General features: G+C 60.1%; 24 protein-coding genes and 1 tRNA gene. 16 read left to right on the top strand and 9 right to left on the bottom strand.

Going from position 1 to position 17053, the window contains the following annotated elements; genetic code table 11:
• The 4 genes from ACZ9A3_RS14055 to ACZ9A3_RS14040 all read left to right on the top strand — a co-directional run bounded on the left by ACZ9A3_RS14055 (position 1) and on the right by ACZ9A3_RS14040 (position 3391).
• On the top strand, positions 1-1023 hold the full coding sequence (locus ACZ9A3_RS14055; RefSeq protein WP_476252822.1) for a LacI family DNA-binding transcriptional regulator: 1023 nt from the start codon (positions 1-3) through the stop codon (positions 1021-1023).
• A gap of 14 nt (positions 1024-1037) precedes the next feature.
• On the top strand, positions 1038-1946 hold the full coding sequence (gene rbsK, locus ACZ9A3_RS14050) for a ribokinase (RefSeq protein WP_093381142.1): 909 nt from the start codon (positions 1038-1040) through the stop codon (positions 1944-1946).
• A complete protein-coding gene (gene rbsD, locus ACZ9A3_RS14045) occupies positions 1943-2347 on the top strand; it encodes a D-ribose pyranase (protein ID WP_045194548.1) in 405 nt (134 codons plus the stop codon). Before rbsK ends, rbsD begins: the two co-directional genes overlap by 4 nt.
• Before the next feature lie 72 nt (positions 2348-2419).
• Entirely contained in the window at positions 2420-3391 is a 972-nt protein-coding gene (locus ACZ9A3_RS14040) for a nucleoside hydrolase (RefSeq protein WP_476252821.1), read from the top strand.
• On the opposite strand, the gene ACZ9A3_RS14035 is transcribed toward ACZ9A3_RS14040, so the two are convergent.
• Positions 3363-3572: a hypothetical protein gene (locus tag ACZ9A3_RS14035; protein WP_476252820.1), complete on the bottom strand. Its 210-nt coding sequence runs from the start codon at positions 3570-3572 to the stop codon at positions 3363-3365. The two genes, ACZ9A3_RS14040 and ACZ9A3_RS14035, sit on opposite strands and share 29 nt — an antisense overlap.
• Positions 3573-3764: 192 nt before the next feature.
• Between ACZ9A3_RS14035 and ACZ9A3_RS14030 the strand changes: the two genes are divergently transcribed.
• Together ACZ9A3_RS14030 and ACZ9A3_RS14025 are read left to right on the top strand one after the other, a co-directional pair.
• A complete protein-coding gene (locus ACZ9A3_RS14030) occupies positions 3765-4067 on the top strand; it encodes a hypothetical protein (RefSeq protein WP_258715371.1) in 303 nt (100 codons plus the stop codon).
• 130 nt (positions 4068-4197) lie between these two features.
• Entirely contained in the window at positions 4198-4515 is a 318-nt protein-coding gene (locus ACZ9A3_RS14025; protein WP_093381150.1) for an I78 family peptidase inhibitor, read from the top strand.
• 131 nt (positions 4516-4646) lie between these two features.
• On the opposite strand, the gene ACZ9A3_RS14020 is transcribed toward ACZ9A3_RS14025, so the two are convergent.
• Both ACZ9A3_RS14020 and ACZ9A3_RS14015 read right to left on the bottom strand, forming a co-directional pair.
• Positions 4647-4859, bottom strand: a complete 213-nt coding sequence (locus ACZ9A3_RS14020) for a cold-shock protein (RefSeq protein WP_007956027.1) — start codon at positions 4857-4859, stop codon at positions 4647-4649.
• A 163-nt stretch (positions 4860-5022) separates the two neighbouring features.
• Positions 5023-5325, bottom strand: coding sequence for a hypothetical protein (locus ACZ9A3_RS14015; protein ID WP_082075393.1), 303 nt, complete (start codon positions 5323-5325; stop codon positions 5023-5025).
• A 384-nt stretch (positions 5326-5709) separates the two neighbouring features.
• On the opposite strand from ACZ9A3_RS14015, the gene thrS reads away from it, so the two are divergent.
• From thrS to ACZ9A3_RS13970, 9 genes are all read left to right on the top strand, one after another.
• Positions 5710-7632 carry a threonine--tRNA ligase gene (thrS, locus tag ACZ9A3_RS14010; RefSeq protein WP_045194537.1) on the top strand — a complete coding sequence of 641 codons (1923 nt, stop codon included), beginning with the start codon at positions 5710-5712 and terminating at the stop codon, positions 7630-7632.
• The gene (gene infC / locus ACZ9A3_RS14005) at positions 7632-8183 is read left to right on the top strand and encodes a translation initiation factor IF-3 (protein ID WP_174242331.1); all 552 of its coding nucleotides are present in this window, start codon (positions 7632-7634) and stop codon (positions 8181-8183) included. The genes thrS and infC overlap by 1 nt, the downstream gene beginning before the upstream one ends.
• Before the next feature lie 60 nt (positions 8184-8243).
• Positions 8244-8438, top strand: a complete 195-nt coding sequence (gene rpmI, locus ACZ9A3_RS14000; protein ID WP_045194535.1) for a 50S ribosomal protein L35 — start codon at positions 8244-8246, stop codon at positions 8436-8438.
• Between the two features lie 29 nt (positions 8439-8467).
• Positions 8468-8824: a 50S ribosomal protein L20 gene (gene rplT / locus ACZ9A3_RS13995; RefSeq protein ID WP_010222414.1), complete on the top strand. Its 357-nt coding sequence runs from the start codon at positions 8468-8470 to the stop codon at positions 8822-8824.
• Between the two features lie 104 nt (positions 8825-8928).
• Positions 8929-9945 (top strand): phenylalanine--tRNA ligase subunit alpha, encoded by a 1017-nt coding sequence (gene pheS / locus ACZ9A3_RS13990; RefSeq protein WP_038994580.1) that lies wholly within the window; start codon positions 8929-8931, stop codon positions 9943-9945.
• 36 nt (positions 9946-9981) lie between these two features.
• Complete coding sequence (pheT, locus tag ACZ9A3_RS13985) at positions 9982-12357, top strand: phenylalanine--tRNA ligase subunit beta (RefSeq protein ID WP_258607434.1); 2376 nt, start codon at positions 9982-9984, stop codon at positions 12355-12357.
• Positions 12358-12360: 3 nt separating this feature from the next.
• A complete protein-coding gene (ihfA, locus tag ACZ9A3_RS13980) occupies positions 12361-12663 on the top strand; it encodes an integration host factor subunit alpha (protein ID WP_002553164.1) in 303 nt (100 codons plus the stop codon).
• Complete coding sequence (locus ACZ9A3_RS13975; protein WP_038994582.1) at positions 12644-13000, top strand: MerR family transcriptional regulator; 357 nt, start codon at positions 12644-12646, stop codon at positions 12998-13000. The genes ihfA and ACZ9A3_RS13975 overlap by 20 nt, the downstream gene beginning before the upstream one ends.
• A gap of 106 nt (positions 13001-13106) precedes the next feature.
• A tRNA-Pro gene (locus ACZ9A3_RS13970) sits at positions 13107-13183 on the top strand.
• Positions 13184-13273: 90 nt separating this feature from the next.
• Here ACZ9A3_RS13970 and ACZ9A3_RS13965 read toward each other — a convergent pair.
• From ACZ9A3_RS13965 to ACZ9A3_RS13940, 6 genes are all read right to left on the bottom strand, one after another.
• On the bottom strand, positions 13274-14380 hold the full coding sequence (locus ACZ9A3_RS13965) for a phage integrase Arm DNA-binding domain-containing protein (protein WP_476252819.1): 1107 nt from the start codon (positions 14378-14380) through the stop codon (positions 13274-13276).
• On the bottom strand, positions 14380-14592 hold the full coding sequence (locus tag ACZ9A3_RS13960) for a hypothetical protein (RefSeq protein WP_045194519.1): 213 nt from the start codon (positions 14590-14592) through the stop codon (positions 14380-14382). The genes ACZ9A3_RS13965 and ACZ9A3_RS13960 overlap by 1 nt, the downstream gene beginning before the upstream one ends.
• A gap of 392 nt (positions 14593-14984) precedes the next feature.
• On the bottom strand, positions 14985-15173 hold the full coding sequence (locus ACZ9A3_RS13955; RefSeq protein WP_476252818.1) for a hypothetical protein: 189 nt from the start codon (positions 15171-15173) through the stop codon (positions 14985-14987).
• On the bottom strand, positions 15170-15376 hold the full coding sequence (locus ACZ9A3_RS13950; protein WP_476252817.1) for a hypothetical protein: 207 nt from the start codon (positions 15374-15376) through the stop codon (positions 15170-15172). Before ACZ9A3_RS13950 ends, ACZ9A3_RS13955 begins: the two co-directional genes overlap by 4 nt.
• On the bottom strand, positions 15373-15699 hold the full coding sequence (locus ACZ9A3_RS13945) for a hypothetical protein (RefSeq protein ID WP_476252816.1): 327 nt from the start codon (positions 15697-15699) through the stop codon (positions 15373-15375). Before ACZ9A3_RS13945 ends, ACZ9A3_RS13950 begins: the two co-directional genes overlap by 4 nt.
• 84 nt (positions 15700-15783) lie before the next feature.
• Complete coding sequence (locus ACZ9A3_RS13940) at positions 15784-16509, bottom strand: hypothetical protein (RefSeq protein WP_476252815.1); 726 nt, start codon at positions 16507-16509, stop codon at positions 15784-15786.
• A 45-nt stretch (positions 16510-16554) separates the two neighbouring features.
• On the opposite strand from ACZ9A3_RS13940, the gene ACZ9A3_RS13935 reads away from it, so the two are divergent.
• Entirely contained in the window at positions 16555-17010 is a 456-nt protein-coding gene (locus ACZ9A3_RS13935) for a hypothetical protein (protein ID WP_476252814.1), read from the top strand.
• The last annotated feature ends 43 nt before the right edge of the window (positions 17011-17053 follow it).

The raw sequence follows: 17053 nt of genomic DNA, 5'->3' as shown, positions 1-17053 counted from the left end.
ATGGCAACCATCAAAGATGTCGCGGCACTGGCGGGGATTTCCTACACCACCGTGTCGCATGTACTGAACAAGACCCGCCCGGTCAGCGAGCCGGTGCGCCTCAAGGTCGAAGCGGCGATCGCCGAACTCGACTACGTGCCCAGCGCCGTAGCGCGCTCGCTCAAGGCGCGCAGCACCGCAACCATCGGCCTGCTGGTGCCCAACAGCGTCAACCCGTACTTCGCCGAACTGGCCCGTGGCATCGAGGACGGCTGCGAGCGCAACGGCTACTGCGTGATCCTCTGCAACTCCGACGACAACCCGCAAAAGCAGCGCAGCTACCTGCGCGTGCTGCTGGAAAAACGCATCGACGGCCTGATCGTCGCCTCGGTCGGTGAAGACAACGACCTGCTCGACAGCCTGGCCAGCGTGCGCACGCCGATGGTCATCGTCGACCGCGCCCTGGAAGGTGTGGCCGCTGACCTGGTACGTATTGACCACGAACAGGGCGCTTATCTGGCGACCCGCCATCTGCTCGAGCTCGGCCATCGCGACATCGCCTGCATCGGCGGCCCGGCGACCACCAGCGTCGCCCAGCTGCGCCTGGCCGGTTTCCATCGGGCGCTGGCCGAAGCCGGGGTCAGCCCGCGCCAGGAGTGGCTGCTGAATAGCGAATTTACCAGTATCGGTGGCTATAGCGCGGCAGCGGCGCTGCTCGAAGGCGAGCGGCCGACGGCGATTTTTGCCGGCAACGACATGATCGGCATCGGCGTATTGCGCGCTGCCGCCGAACGCAACATCTGCGTGCCCAGCGAGCTGTCGGTGATCGGCTTCGACGATATCCAGATCAGCCAGTACGTATTCCCGGCGCTGACCACCGTTGGCCAGTCGATCCGCGAGCTGGGCGAGAGCGCCGCCGAACTGCTGCTGCGGCGCATCGCCGAGCCGCTGCGCGGCGCGCCAGAGCAGCGCATTGTTGCGCCGAGCATCATCCTGCGCGAATCCACCGCGCCGCGCCCCGACCTTTTCAATGATTACCGCTGAGAACGAGCCCGCACATGCAAGCCAATGTAGTAGTGGTAGGTAGCCTGAACATGGACCTGGTGACGCGCGCCCAGCGCCTGCCGCGCGGCGGCGAAACCCTGGTGGGTGAGAGCTTCGTCACCGTGCCGGGTGGCAAGGGCGCCAATCAGGCGGTGGCGGCGGCGCGCCTGGGCGCGCAGGTGGCGATGGTCGGCTGCGTCGGTGATGATGCTTACGGCCAGCAACTGCGCCAGGCCCTGGCTGATGAGCAGATCGACTGCCAGGCAGTGAGCATCGCTGCCGGGGTGTCCAGTGGCGTGGCGCTGATCGTGGTTGATGCCGCCAGCCAGAACGCCATCGTCATTGTTGCTGGCGGCAATGGCCAGTTGCTGCCCGAATCAGTACAGCGCTTCGACGCCTTGTTGCAAAACGCCGAGGTGATCATCTGCCAGCTGGAAGTGCCGACGGCCACCGTCGCCTACACCCTTGAGCGGGGCAGGGCACTGGGCAAGACGGTGATCCTCAACCCGGCACCGGCCAGCGGCCCGCTGCCGGCCGAATGGTTTGCCCATATCGACTACCTGATCCCCAACGAAAGCGAAGCCGAGGCCCTGAGCGGGCTGCCGGTCAACGACCTGGACAGCGCCAAGGCGGCCGCCACGCATTTGTTGGCCATGGGCGTTGGCAAGGTCATCGTCACCCTCGGTGCCCAGGGCGCGCTGTTTGCCGATGGCCAGGTGTTCAGGCATTTCCCGGCGCCAGTGGTGCAGCCTGTGGACACCACAGCGGCCGGCGACACCTTTGTCGGCGGTTTCGCCGCGGCCCTGGCGCGTGGCGAAGCGCAGGGCGCGGCGATTGCCTTCGGCCAGCGCGCAGCGGCGTTGTCGGTCACCCGAGCCGGTGCGCAGCCTTCAATCCCGCACTTGAGCGAGCTGCAGCCATGAAGAAGACGCCCTTGCTGAACATTGCCCTGTCGCGCCTGATCGCCTCCCTCGGCCATGGCGACATCCTGCTGATTGGCGATGCCGGTTTGCCGGTGCCGGCGGGGGTGGAGCTGATCGACCTGGCGCTGACCCCGGGTATTCCGGATTTCGCCAGCACCCTGCGCATTGTGCTGACGGAAATGCAGGTCGAAAGCCACGTGCTGGCGGAGGAAATCCTTCAGCATCAGCCGCCGGGCCTGACCGCCGTCGAGCAGTTGACCGCCCAGGGCGAACTGGGCGCCCGACGCTTGCTCAGTCACGAAGAGTTCAAGCAGTTGAGCCGCAGCGCCCGCGCCATCGTGCGCACCGGCGAGTGCCAGCCCTACAGCAACATTGCCTTGGTTGCCGGGGTGACCTTCTAGCTGTTCCATCTGATCATAAGGACGTGTCTTATGTTGAGCTGTGCCAAACGTTTGCTCCAAGGAGTGTTGCTGATGTCCGTGCTTTCGGCGGGTGCCCAGGCGGCGCCCATTGACCTGATTATCGATACCGACCCCGGCGCCGACGACGTGGTGGCGCTGTTCCTGGCCATGGCTTCGCCAGATGAACTGAAGATTCGCGCCATCACCACCGTGGCCGGCAACGTGCGACTCGAGAAGACCTCGCGCAATGCCCGCCTGGCTCGCGAATGGGCCGGGCGCGAAGACATTCCGGTATACGCCGGCGCGCCGAAGCCGCTGGTGCGTACACCGATCTACGCCGCCGATATCCATGGCGAAGAAGGCTTGCCCGGGGTAACGGTCAGCGAGCCGCAGAAGGGGCTGGCCAACGGCAGTGCGGTGCGTTACCTGATCGACACCTTGAGCAGCGCCAAGCCGCACAGCATCACTATCGCCATGCTCGGCCCGCAGACCAACCTGGCTTTGGCGCTGATTGAAGCGCCGCAGATCGTCAATGGCATCAAGGAAGTGATCGTCATGGGCGGTGCCCACTTCAATGGCGGCAATATCACCCCGGTGGCCGAGTTCAACCTGTTCGCCGACCCTCACGCTGCCGAAGTAGTACTCAATAGCGGGGTCAAGCTCACCTACCTGCCGCTGGACGTCACCCACAAGGTGCTGACCAGCGAGGCGCGGCTCAAACAGATTGCCGACCTCAACAATGGGGCGAGCAAGCGCGTGGTGGATATCCTCAATGCCTACGTCAAGCAGGACATGAAGCACTACGGCATGCCTGGCGGCCCGGTGCATGACACCACGGTGATTGCCTACCTGCTCAAGCCCGAGCTGTTCCGCGGCCGCCAGGTGTTCATGCAGGTCGACAGCCGTGACGGCCCGACCTTCGGCCAGACCATTACCGACTGGTACGGCACCCTGAAAGAGCCGGGCAACGTCACCTGGATTACCGAGGGGGATGCCCAGGGCTTTTTTGATCTGCTCAGTGCCCGTCTGTCGCGTCTGCCATAACCGGCTGGCTGTAACGCTCAAAGACCTGGTCGACGTAGCTGCGTGCGTCGTCCGGGCCCAGGTCCTTGACCAGCAAGTCGAGGGCGATCAGCAGCAGTTCTTCGGCGCTGGCCGGGCTGTAGGCGCTCTGGCCCTCGGGCCATTTGACCTTGATGTCGGCATCGATGATGTGGCTTGTCATGAACATTCTCGAATGAAACCTGCGCGCGCTGTCGGTTCAAATGCCGGGCCCTGGCGTTTGAAGGGGAGGCTGGCCTGCGCTCCGCCGATAGCTGCAGTAAATCATGGCCGCCGCCTGCATCGCACTGCGACTTAGGCATAAGCGCAGGGGGCGTGGCAAACTATCGGTGTTTTAGTTTGCCGGGACAGCGCAGTGCAGATCGACCTCAACAACCCCAACGACTTTACCCTCGACAACGTCCGGGCCCTGCTGGTGGCCGGCAATGGTGCGGTTCACAACCAGCTGCGGGTCAATCACAAGGGCATCGCCTGGTTGTCCCAGGTCACCGGTGGTCGCGAACTGCAGGGCCTGTCCTTTCGTCTGGAAACCTGGGCGGCGGGCTCCGGTTGTGTCGGCCCGCAGGTGGCCGATGACGAGCGCTGGATACGCCAGGTGTACAACGCCCTGAAAAATAACTGGCCCAAACCTGCCAGCGATTACATCGACCTGTATTGAGCTTGCGCAAAATCCGGTCACGATTAGCCTTGGCCTAGAGCGCTCTGGCTCGGGCACAATGGTCCGGTTTTGCAACGAAAAACCAGGAGTGCTGTCACATAGGCAGCATTCAAGTATTTAAGGAGGATTCATGTTCCGCACGCGTGCATCATTGGTAAGCCTGTTGGCTGTCGCCGTATTGGCAGGTTGCAGCAGCACTGGCGGCTCTTCGTCGAAGGCCCCGCAGGCTGCTGCCAACACCGATGGCCGTTGCCAGGCCAGCGGCGCCGAGTTCGCCATCGGCAAGCCGGCCACCCCCGAGTTGCTCGAGCAGGCGCGTAAAGCCAGCGGCTCGCAACTGGCCCGTGTGCTCAAGCCTCACGACGTCATGACCCTGGAATACCGCTCCGAGCGCCTGAACCTCAACGCCGACGAACAAGGCGTGATCACCCGCGTAAACTGCGGCTAAAACGGTCTCTGTGGGAGCGGGCTTGACCCGCGATAGGGCCATTACTGGTTCTATCGCGGAGCAAGCCCGCTCCCAAATCCCAGGCACAAAAAAACCCGCCACAAGGACGGGTTTTTTTATTCGGTCAGATCTTACTCTGGACGAACTTGTGCAGCCTGCATGCCCTTCTGGCCTTTTTCGGCAACGAAGGAGACAGTCTGGCCTTCCTTCAGGCTTTTGAAACCGTCGGTTTCGATAGCCTTGAAGTGAACGAACAGGTCGTCGCCGCCACCTTGTGGAGTGATGAAGCCGAAGCCTTTCTCATCGTTGAACCATTTTACGGTGCCGGTTTGGCGATTAGACATGGGTGTATCTCCAGGAAACATGATTTTCAGTAGTGCGGTGTTGCCGAGGCCAACAGGGTGCACGCCGACCATCATAGTCTAATTATGGGCTTGTAGCCCCTTTTACCTTCGCAGATTGCTGATCTGGAGCAAATTAGCGATGGATAACTGGCCAAAGGCCCTATTATTTCGGGTTTTTCGGGCCGCAGACCGCTGCAATATTTTTTTGCGCGCGCTCCATTACTGCTGCATCAACGCCATCCTCCAGGGTATCCAGGTCTTTCATCTCTTTGTCGCTGAGATTTTTCTGGAGCACGTCTCCGGCGCATTTGCAGTGCTGTTCGGCTTTATCCTTTGCCAGGCCTTGCTTCTGCGCCTGCGCTACGCAGGTCGACTGGTAGTTGCCGGGCAGTTTGCCGGCATGGGCTCCCAACGGCAGCAGCAGGGCAGAGGCAGCCGCCAGGGCCAGAAGAGACTGAAGTCGCATAACCAAACACTCCTTGGGGTCGAGTCTCACAAGAGTAGGACGCTTCACAAACTCTGAGCGGAAAAAATCCGCGCAAGTTCACCGCCAAAGCTCAATTTGCGAATATTTCTGCCCAGCCGGTCAATCTGCCCGCAATCGCCCGAAAGCTTTGTGCTAGCATGCTGGCCTTGAGCTCGCCGCCGGCTGTTTCTTGCAGCTTGCAGCTTGCAGCTCCCAACTGTTTTTTTACTATTCCAGTCACTCTGGTTCGTTCCCTGGCAGGCCTTCGGGCTTCTGCCACTGTGAGGCAGGCTTTGCTTGTGCAAAGACAGGGGCGGATCGCGTACTGGCTCATCCCAACCCACGTGACCTTTGGTAGGGGTCACCACTAGGAGAGGAGGCGCCATGCCCATTATTACTCTTCCCGATGGCAGTCAACGTTCATTCGACAAGGCAGTTTCGGTTGCCGAAGTCGCCGCATCCATTGGTGCGGGCCTCGCCAAAGCCACCGTCGCCGGCAAGGTCGACGGCAAGCTGGTCGACGCCTGCGACCTGATCGAGAACGATGCCAGCCTGCAAATCATCACGCCCAAGGACGAAGAGGGGCTGGAGATCATCCGTCACTCGTGCGCCCACCTGGTCGGCCATGCGGTCAAGCAACTGTACCCGACTGCGCGCATGGTCATCGGTCCGGTCATCGATGAAGGCTTCTATTACGACATCGCCTACGAGCGTCCTTTCACGCCCGAAGACATGGCGGCGATCGAACAGCGCATGCAGCAGCTGATCGACACCGAATACGACGTCATCAAAAAAGTCACTCCGCGCGCCGAAGTGATCGAAGTGTTCAAGGCCCGCGGCGAAGACTACAAGCTGCGCCTGGTCGAGGACATGCCGGATGAACAGGCCATGGGCCTGTACTACCACGAAGAATACGTCGACATGTGCCGCGGCCCGCACGTGCCGAACACCCGTTTCCTGAAATCCTTCAAGCTGACCAAGCTGTCCGGCGCCTACTGGCGCGGCGACGCTAAAAACGAGCAGCTGCAGCGCGTCTACGGCACCGCCTGGGCCGACAAGAAGCAGCTGGCTGCTTACATTCAGCGCATCGAAGAAGCAGAAAAACGCGACCACCGTAAAATCGGCAAGCGCCTGGGCCTGTTCCATCTCCAGGAAGAAGCACCGGGCATGGTGTTCTGGCACCCGAACGGCTGGACCCTGTACCAGGTACTCGAGCAGTACATGCGCAAGGTTCAGCGCGACAACGGCTACCTGGAGATCAAGACTCCGCAGGTTGTTGACCGTTCGCTGTGGGAAAAGTCTGGCCACTGGGCCAACTACGCCGACAACATGTTCACCACCCAGTCGGAAAACCGCGACTACGCCATCAAGCCGATGAACTGCCCATGCCACGTGCAGGTGTTCAACCAGGGCCTGAAGAGCTACCGCGAGCTACCGCTGCGTCTGGCCGAGTTCGGTGCCTGCCACCGTAACGAGCCGTCGGGCGCGCTGCACGGCATCATGCGCGTGCGTGGCTTCACCCAGGACGACGCGCACATCTTCTGCACCGAAGAGCAGATGCAGTCCGAATCCGCTGCCTTCATCAAGCTGACCATGGATGTCTACGCCGACTTCGGCTTCAAAGACATCGAAATGAAGCTCTCGACCCGCCCTGAAAAGCGTGTCGGCTCCGATGAACTGTGGGATCGCGCCGAAGCCGCACTGGCCGCCGCCCTCGACAGCGCCGGCCTGCCGTACGACCTGCAGCCGGGCGAAGGGGCCTTCTACGGGCCGAAGATCGAGTTCTCGCTGAAGGATTGCCTTGGCCGCGTCTGGCAGTGTGGTACCCTGCAGCTCGACTTCAACCTGCCGATCCGTCTGGGCGCAGAATTCGTCTCCGAAGACAACGGCCGCAAGCATCCGGTGATGCTGCACCGTGCAATCCTCGGTTCGTTCGAGCGTTTCGTCGGAATTCTCATCGAGCATTACGAAGGTGCATTCCCGGCCTGGCTCGCGCCAACCCAGGCGGTGATCATGAATATCACCGACAAGCAGGCCGAATTCGCCCAGAATGTTGAAAAAACTCTCAATGAAAGCGGGTTCCGTGCCAAGTCCGACTTGAGAAATGAGAAAATCGGCTTTAAAATCCGCGAGCATACTTTGCTCAAGGTCCCTTACCTTTTGGTTATAGGGGATCGCGAAGTCGAAACGCAAACCGTCGCTGTGCGTACTCGTGAAGGCGCTGACCTGGGCTCGATGCCCGTCGCTCAATTCGCTGAATTCCTCGCTCAAGCGGTTTCCCGGCGTGGTCGCCAAGAATCGGAGTAATTACTATTAAGCGTGAAATGAGAAACGATAAACGAGCTGCACCGAAGGCCCCGATCAACGAGAATATCTCGGCACGCGAGGTTCGGTTAATTGGCGCTGACGGCGAGCAGATTGGCATCGTCTCGATTGATGAAGCGCTTCGTATCGCTGAAGAAGCGAAGCTGGACCTGGTAGAGATTTCTGCCGACGCAGTACCGCCTGTCTGCAAGGTCATGGACTACGGCAAGCACCTCTTCGAAAAGAAGAAGCAAGCTAACGAGGCCAAGAAGAATCAGAAGCAGGTCCAGATTAAAGAAATCAAGTTTCGTCCAGGGACGGAGGAGGGGGATTACCAGGTAAAACTACGCAACCTGGTACGTTTCCTGAGTGATGGGGACAGGGCCAAGATTTCCTTGAGATTTCGCGGTCGTGAGATGGCCCACCAGGAGCTGGGTATGGAACTGTTGAAGCGGGTCGAAACTGACCTTTTGGAATACGGTTCCGTCGAACAGCATCCTAAGATGGAAGGACGCCAGCTGATCATGGTCATCGCACCCAAGAAAAAGAAATAACCACCAGGGCACGGCAGGCCTTGCGGTTATGTTTATCAACTGAATGCGGAGTATCCGAACATGCCAAAAATGAAAACCAAAAGCGGTGCGGCCAAGCGTTTCTTGAAAACGGCTAACGGCATCAAGCACAAACACGCTTTCAAGAGCCACATCCTGACCAAAATGTCGACCAAGCGTAAGCGTCAACTTCGTGGTAGCAGCTTGCTGAACCCGTCGGACGTGGCAAAAGTCGAGCGCATGCTGCGCCTTCGTTAATTTTTGGTTCTAGATAGAGGAAGTTACTCATGGCTCGTGTAAAGCGTGGCGTCATCGCTCGTAAGCGTCACAAGAAAATTCTGAAACTGGCTAAAGGCTACTACGGCGCTCGCTCGCGCGTATTCCGTGTTGCCAAGCAAGCGGTCATCAAGGCAGGCCAATACGCCTACCGCGACCGTCGTCAGAAAAAACGTCAGTTCCGCGCTCTGTGGATCGCTCGTATCAACGCTGGTGCGCGTATCAACGGTCTGTCCTACAGCCGCCTGATCGCTGGCCTGAAAAAAGCGTCGATCGAAATCGACCGCAAGGTTCTGGCCGATCTGGCAGTGAACGAAAAAGCGGCGTTTGCTGCGATTGTCGAGAAAGCTAAAGCCTCGCTGGCTTAAGTACCCCCGACAATCACCTGGCGTCATTTCCGGCGCCTGGTGTTAAACGTCTTAATAGGGGAAGAGCCTGCGCTCTTCCCCTATTTCGTATCTGGAGTCTGTACATGGAAAACCTGGACGCGCTGGTCTCCCAAGCCCTGGAGGCCGTGGAACGCGCTGAAGACATCAATGCCCTGGAACAGATCCGGGTGCAATTCCTTGGCAAGAAAGGCGAACTGACCCAGGTGATGAAGACCCTGGGCAACCTGCCAGCCGAAGAGCGGCCGAAAGTCGGTGCGCTGATCAACGACGCCAAGGAACGCGTCACCGAGGTCCTCAACGCGCGCAAAGCGGCGTTTGAAGAGGCCGAGCTCAGCGCCCGACTGGCCGCCGAGTGCATTGATGTAACCTTGCCGGGCCGTGGACAGACCTCCGGTGGTCTGCATCCGATCACCCGTACCCTGGAACGCATCGAGCAGTTCTTCACCCACATCGGCTACGGCATTGCCGAAGGCCCTGAGGTGGAAGACGACTACCACAACTTCGAAGCGCTCAACATTCCCGGCCACCACCCGGCCCGGGCAATGCACGACACCTTCTATTTCAATGCCAACATGCTGCTGCGTACCCACACCTCGCCGGTGCAGGTGCGGACCATGGAGTCCACTCAGCCGCCCATCCGCATTGTCTGCCCGGGCCGCGTTTACCGCTGCGACTCGGACCTGACCCACTCGCCGATGTTCCACCAGGTCGAAGGCCTGTTGATCGATCGCGACATCAATTTCGCCGACCTCAAAGGCACCATCGAAGAGTTCCTGCGGGTGTTCTTCGAAAAAGAGCTGGCGGTACGTTTCCGTCCGTCGTTCTTCCCCTTCACCGAGCCTTCGGCTGAAGTCGACATCCAGTGCGTGATCTGCAGCGGCAAAGGTTGCCGTGTGTGCAAGCAGACCGGCTGGCTGGAAGTCATGGGCTGCGGCATGGTTCACCCGAACGTGCTGCGCATGTCCGGCATCGACCCGGAAGAGTTCCAGGGCTTTGCCTTCGGCATGGGCGCCGAGCGCCTGGCCATGCTGCGTTACGGCGTCAACGATTTGCGCCTGTTCTTCGACAACGACTTGCGGTTCCTTGCGCAATTTCGCTAGGTCGCGCACCCGTAACGAATCTTTCAGGAGAGCAGGATGAAATTCAGTGAAAAGTGGCTGCGCGGTTGGGTCAACCCGCAGGTATCCCGTGACGATCTGGTCGCCCGTCTGTCGATGGCCGGCCTTGAGGTCGACAGCGTCACCCCGGCCGCCGGCCAGTTCAGCGGTATCATCGTCGGTGAGGTGCTGAGCACCGAACAGCACCCCGATGCCGACAAGCTGCGCGTGTGCCAGGTCAGCAATGGCAGCGAGACCTTCCAGGTAGTGTGCGGCGCGCCCAACGTGCGCCCTGGCCTGAAGATCCCGTTCGCGATGATCGGCGCCGAACTGCCGGGCGACTTCAAAATCAAGAAAGCCAAGCTGCGTGGCGTTGAATCCAACGGCATGCTCTGCTCGGCGGCCGAGCTGCAGATCAGCGAAGAAAACGACGGCCTGCTGGAACTGGCGGCTGACGCCCCGGTTGGCACCGACATTCGCCTGTACCTGGACCTGGACGACGCCAGCATCGAGATCGGCCTGACCCCGAACCGTGGCGACTGCCTGTCGCTGGCCGGCCTTGCTCGCGACGTCGGCGCCCTGTACGACGTACCGGTGACCCGTCCGCAAGTGCCGGCTGTTGCCGCCACTCACGACGAAGTGCGCCCGGTTGAAGTGCTGGCACCGGCTGCCTGCCCACGCTACCTGGGCCGCGTTATCCGTAACGTCGACCTGACCCGGCCGACCCCGCTGTGGATGGTCGAGCGCCTGCGTCGCTCCGACCTGCGCAGCATCGACGCTGCCGTCGATATCACTAACTACGTAATGCTCGAGCTCGGCCAGCCGATGCACGCCTTCGATCTCGCCGAAATCAACGGCGGCATCCGCGTGCGCATGGCAGAAGAGGGCGAGAAGCTGGTACTGCTCGACGGCCAGGAAGTTACCCTGCGCCCCGACACCCTGGTCATCGCCGACCACAGCCGCGCCCTGGCCATCGCCGGTGTGATGGGCGGTGAGCACAGCGGCGTTGCCGCGGGCACCCGCGACATCTTCCTCGAGAGCGCCTTCTTCGAGCCGATTTCCGTCGCTGGCAAGGCCCGTTCCTACGGCCTGCACACCGATGCCTCGCACCGCTACGAGCGCGGCGTCGACTCGCAACTGGCCCGCGAAGCCATCGAGCGCGCCACCGGCCTGCTGCTGGAGATCGTCGGCGGCGAAGCGGGCCCGGTGATTGACGTCACCAGCGAAGCGCACCTGCCCAAGGTGGCCCCGGTCACCCTGCGTGCCGAGCGCCTGACCCAGATGCTGGGCATGGAAATGGCCAGTGCCGAGGTCGAGCAGCTGCTCAACGGCCTGGGTCTGAAAACCACCGCCGGCGAAGGCCAGTGGCAGGTTGAAGTACCAAGCCATCGCTTCGACATCAGCCTGGAAGTCGACCTGATCGAAGAACTGGCGCGCCTGTACGGCTACAACCGCCTGCCAGTGCGTTACCCGCAAGCGCGCCTGGCCCCGCAAGCCAAGGCCGAGGCCCGTGGCGAACTGCCAGCCCTGCGCCGCCTGCTGGTGGCCCGTGGTTACCAGGAAGCCATCACCTACAGCTTCATCGACCCGAAACTGTTCGAACTGTTCAGCCCGGGCGTCGAGCCGCTGCTGCTGGCCAACCCGATCTCCAACGACATGGCGGCCATGCGTGCCTCCCTGTGGCCGGGCCTGGTCAAATCGCTGCAGCACAACCTCAACCGTCAGCAAGACCGCGTGCGCATGTTCGAAAGCGGCCTGCGCTTCGTCGGCCAGCTGGGCGACCTCAAGCAGCAGCCGATGCTCGCCGGTGTGGTCTGCGGCAGCCGCTTGCCGGAAGGCTGGGCCAACGGCCGTGACAGCATCGACTTCTTCGACGTGAAAGCCGACGTTGAAGCGGTACTGGGCTTCTCTGGCTCGCTCGCCGAGTTCACTTTCGTTGCGGGCAAACACCCGGCGCTGCACCCGGGCCAAACCGCACGCATCGAGCGCGACGGTCGCGAAGTCGGCTACCTGGGTGCCATCCACCCGGAGCTGGCCAAGACCCTGGGCCTGGATCGTCCGGTGTACGTCTTCGAGCTGGTGCTGGGTGAAGTGGCCGAAGGCCGCCTGCCGAAGTTCAGCGAGCTGTCGAAATTCCCGGAAGTGCGTCGTGACCTGGCCTTGGTCGCAGGACGTGATGTTGCTTCGAGCTCGGTGCTTGAAGTAATTCGTGACAATGCAGGCGAATGGCTCACAGACCTCAGGCTGTTTGATGTTTATCAGGGTAAAGGCATTGATCCTGATAGAAAAAGCCTGGCCGTCGGCTTGACCTGGCAGCATCCATCGCGCACTCTTAATGATGAAGAGGTGAATACTGCAACCCAGAACATCCTCACCTCGCTCGAACAAAGGTTGAACACCACGTTAAGGAAATAGCGTATGGGTGCTCTGACGAAAGCTGAGATGGCCGAACGGCTGTACGAGGAGCTGGGCCTGAACAAGCGCGAGGCCAAGGAATTGGTCGAGCTGTTCTTTGAGGAAATCAGGCACGCTCTTGAAGACAACGAGCAGGTCAAATTGTCCGGATTCGGCAATTTCGACCTGCGCGACAAGCGCCAGCGGCCGGGCCGCAACCCCAAGACCGGGGAAGAAATCCCGATCACGGCGCGTCGGGTCGTCACCTTTCGTCCAGGGCAGAAGTTGAAAGCCCGAGTTGAGGCCTATGCTGGAACCAAGTCATAACGACGAGCTTCCGCCGATTCCAGGCAAACGCTACTTCACCATTGGTGAAGTGAGTGAGCTTTGCGCGGTAAAACCGCACGTGCTCCGCTACTGGGAGCAGGAATTCCCGCAACTCAACCCGGTAAAGCGCCGCGGCAACCGGCGGTACTATCAGCGCCAGGACGTGCTGATGATCCGCCAGATCCGCGCGCTGCTGTACGACCAAGGCTTCACCATCGGCGGGGCGCGTTTGCGCCTCTCTGGCGACGAAGCCAAGGACGACACCACCCAGTACAAACAACTGATCCGGCAGATGATTGCCGAGCTAGAAGACGTCTTGGTGGTGCTGAAGAAGTAACCCCTATCGGGCCCGGAATTTTGGAAAAAATGCTTCCATAATTCAAAAGGTTAGGGTACATTCTTCAACGTTCTCAGCAACAAGGGGGACATGCTTCAAGCCCAGTCGGGGCGTAGCGCAGCCCGGTAGCGCACTTGCATGGGGTGCAAGGGGTCGAGTGTTCGAATCACTCCGTCCCGACCATTATTTACTGAGTAAAATCAGGCAGTTAAGCCGGTTATCTGAACCGGCTTTTTTGTGCCCGCGCAAAACATGCGCAAAACTCGCGCAAAACTACCCGGCGAAATCGCCGATATCCAGGTCAGCTTCGACCTCGGACCACACCACATCCTCGTGCCCTTTCTGGTAGTTCCTGGTCATGCCTTCGGTAGCATGCCCGGCGATCTTCTGCCCGTCTTTGCCTGCTCGTTTGTACAGGTGAAGGGATAGGGCGCGCACTTCATGAAACCCCGGCATCTCTTCCTCTTTGAGGTCGTTGTAACAGCCGGCGGCATCCCTCGCATCCTTGAAGGCCCGGGTGAGAAACCTCTCGTCCACCTTTGTCCAGTGATCCTTTCCTTCGCGTTTCTTCTTTCTTTCCGGCCGGCGATGCACCAGATACGGCGACAGGATGTCGTCCCGGCACCTGGTCAGCACTTCGCCCAGTTGGTCGGTGATCTTGATTTTCAGCCAACCTGCGTCAGATGCTTTCTCGGTCTTACTCTGGACCACGTACAGGAACCCGTCTCGCGCATCTTCGAACCTCATGTTGAGGATGTCGCCGCGGCGCTGTGCGGTGATCAATGCCAGGTCGATCGCGTTCTGCAGCCAGCGTGGGGACTTCTCGCGGATGGCCTTGAGGCCTTCGACGGTGTGGCGCTTGCGCTGCTTTTTCTCGATCTTGGGGATGGTGCTGGCCGCCGGGTTGTCCGGGCACAGGCCCTTCGCCGCAGCGTGATTGAACACATCGATCAGGATTGCCCGGGCCTGGTTGCTGGCGCGGGCGGTCAGTGGCTCCAGGAACTCGGCGACCATGCGGATGGTGATTTGGTCCACCGGCCGTTCGCCGAGGGCGGCCCTGACTTGCTTGAATCTCACCGCGTACAGGTCGAGCGTTGCCTTTGCCAGTTCCCGGGGCGGCAGTACGTCCCGCTCGTAGGTATCCAGGAACTCGGCGATGGTGACCGTGGTTTCGCCCAGGACGGCGGCCACCAGGTCGCCACCGCGCAGGAAAGTGGTGTTCAGTTGTGAGGCAGCGTCGATAGCGTTGCCGCGGTCGGCGCCGAACTGGAACCACTTCCCGTCTGTGGGGCGCCGGTAGCGGTATGTGCCCCGGCGCGCGTCGAAGTAGAGGTTTTGGGGCAGGCCCTTGTTGGCCTTGTTCCTTGGTCGAGGAACCATCACGCAGCTCCTTTCAGCACCATGTCGACCAGCGCGTTGCCGGTGGTCCGCTGGTATGCAGACCAGTCAACGTACCAGATTTTCCCGATGCGCTCGCCGGGCAGCTTGCGGTTGCGCAGGTAATTGCGAATGGCCTGGGAGCAGAGCGGAGTGCCGTTCTCGCCCCATTTTCGGCGCTGGAATTCACTGATCTTGATCAGTTCTCTTTTCATGATTGTCTCCACGCCGCGCATGGCGGCAGAGGTGGGGAGGGGGAATTGATAGGTTGAGGTGATGTCGAACTAATAGCGCATAATGCTGCAATCCATGTCCCAGAACGTCAGAAGTGAGTTCGCGTGATATCTACAAAAGACGATGAGCGCATACAGGCCTATAAGTTGTTGATCCAGCTCGATGCGGAAACGTCGTATGCGATGGGGCTGGTCTCGAGTAATGAAATGAGCGGTCCCATATGGGACGCGTCATGCAAACGTCACCGAGATAGCTTCGAGGCTTGGAGCGCCTTCGTTGCAGCTCTCTCCGCCTCAGAACCCAATGCGTCCGAAACGCCCCTCTCTCCCGATCAACCAGGCCATGAAGAGCGGGGCGGCGATGGGTAGGATGATCATGGCTGTACCTCAATCTCAACGTCGTCGTGAATCCACTCAATGTCGAGCAGGTCGTCTTCAGTGATCTGGTCTTCTCGGATGTCGCTCATGCTCACTAGGTCTTGAGCCTCATCATCTGGGACGTTTTCCATGACCTTGCGGAAATTCACGACCGCTTTCCCGGTCAAAATGATTGTCTTGCTCACAACTCATGCCTCTCTTCATTCCAGCGCACTGGCGCCTTTGCAGGGGTAGGGGTGTCTTGTTCGTGCGGGGAGAGCTGGCGCTCGTTGCCGGCCTGCAGCTGGCATGCCTTGGTCTCGCGACCGACGAACATGCCCACGCAGAAGGCTTGTGCCAGGGTGAGGATGCCGACCACCACAGCCATGACGACCTGATGCAGCTTCATGGCTTCACCACCCGGCGCGCCCACCAGCACACAGGGCCATCGTCGGTATCGTGGATGGCAAGGCAGAACCAGCCATCGCCATCGGGCTGGTCGGGTTCCCAGTAACTGCAGTCCGGGTCGTGGCTTTCGAAATACCGCTTAGCAATGGCCTCGTCGGCGTATTCCAGGCTGACCTGGCCGACCTCCAGACCCTGCTCAGCAATCCAGGCTTTGCACTTGTCGCCGTCACCCTCCTCGAAGTCAGGGAGGTCAGGGTGCTGGAACATTCCGTATTCGTCGCGCACGACCGGAGCCGGCTGGATCAGCTTGATTTCTTCAGGCATGACGATTCCTTGGCCGCCATATCGCGGCTGTTCAATAGAGGGGAGAGGGGTTAAAGCTGGATGGAGTACAAATGTGCTCCTTTGTCATTCGCCCTGATTGGCGAGCATGTTCAGGCGCTGGAAGGAGGTGCCAGGTATGCCCTGGTCGCGCTCAACCGGCGCGCTCGGCTCTGCGCTGGCGTATAGAGCTTCAACCAGCTTCATCAGGTCGGAGATGGCGGCGTCGTACCACGGGTAACTGGCGCTTTCGTTAAGCTCGTCTTGGAATGCCTCAAGCACGGCGGCGCGAGTTTCAGTGGGCCAGCCTGCAATTGCGGCCAACTGGGCGCGCAGGGTGTCGCGCTCGGCGATCAGCAGCTTCGTGTGCTCGTTGGCAGTCTGTAGCGACACGCGCAATCCGTGTTCAAGTTTGCGCAGCCGCTCAACCTCGCCAGCATCGGCGTGGGTGTAGAGCGCCCTTGTCTCCACCTCATACCCTACGCTATCGACGTAGGAGGTTCGCTCAGGGTTGAACCGGGACAAGTTCATTTCCTGCCACGGGCCAAAATCACCTGATGGTTTACCTGGAAGCCCCTTGGTTGCTTGCCTTACACGGTATTGTGCCGCCACCGGCTCGCCCTGGTGCTGGGCAGCTGGCTGGGCGAGAAGGGCACTCCGAAACGCGAGCCCTGCCTTCTCATTGCGGCGCCGGGCTGAGTTGTTGGCCAGGGTTTCAAGATCGCGGGCAATCAGCTTCAGCGCAACGTCAGCTGCAGAGCGCGGCACGCTGACCATCTGTTCGGTGTTGCTGGATCGGTTTTCTGTGGGCATGGGGACACCTCGCCGGTATAGTGAAAAAAACGGAATGGGGGCTACATGGAGTTACGCAAAAAGTTGAAAGTGCTGCTGCCGGCTTCGTACATTTTCCGGAAAAAACTTCGGGAGCTTGACGAGATTGAGGCCAAGATCTGGAGGCCGCCGAATACTCAAGAAGCCCACGACCACGGGCTTCACTACACCTACTACTGCGAGATGTCAGATCTGCACCAAGATCGGCGGATGTTGATAACAAAGAACTACCGGCGATTAATTGAAGGCTTGTCAATGCCGATGCCTGATCCGACTGACTCTAAGCTTTGGGAAGACGTTGAAAGCGGGATTACACAACAAAGCGAACGCTGCCTAACAAAAGCTGGGGAGCACGCTGCAATTTCGATAATTCGTGAAGCGAAGAAATACAGGCGGGATGCGATTACTGCTTGGTGCACTGCTTTTACTGGTCTTGGCGGTACTTTGATTGGTGTGCTTTCGATGCTGAGGGTCTTCGGCTGATCACGGATGAAGCAGTCAGTGTCTTCGGCTGGCGCTCCATCCG

It is taken from the genome of Pseudomonas sp. TE4620, from assembly GCF_056279045.1.
Note: the sequence above shows the minus strand (reverse complement) of the source record. Positions and strands in the feature narration are given on the sequence as shown.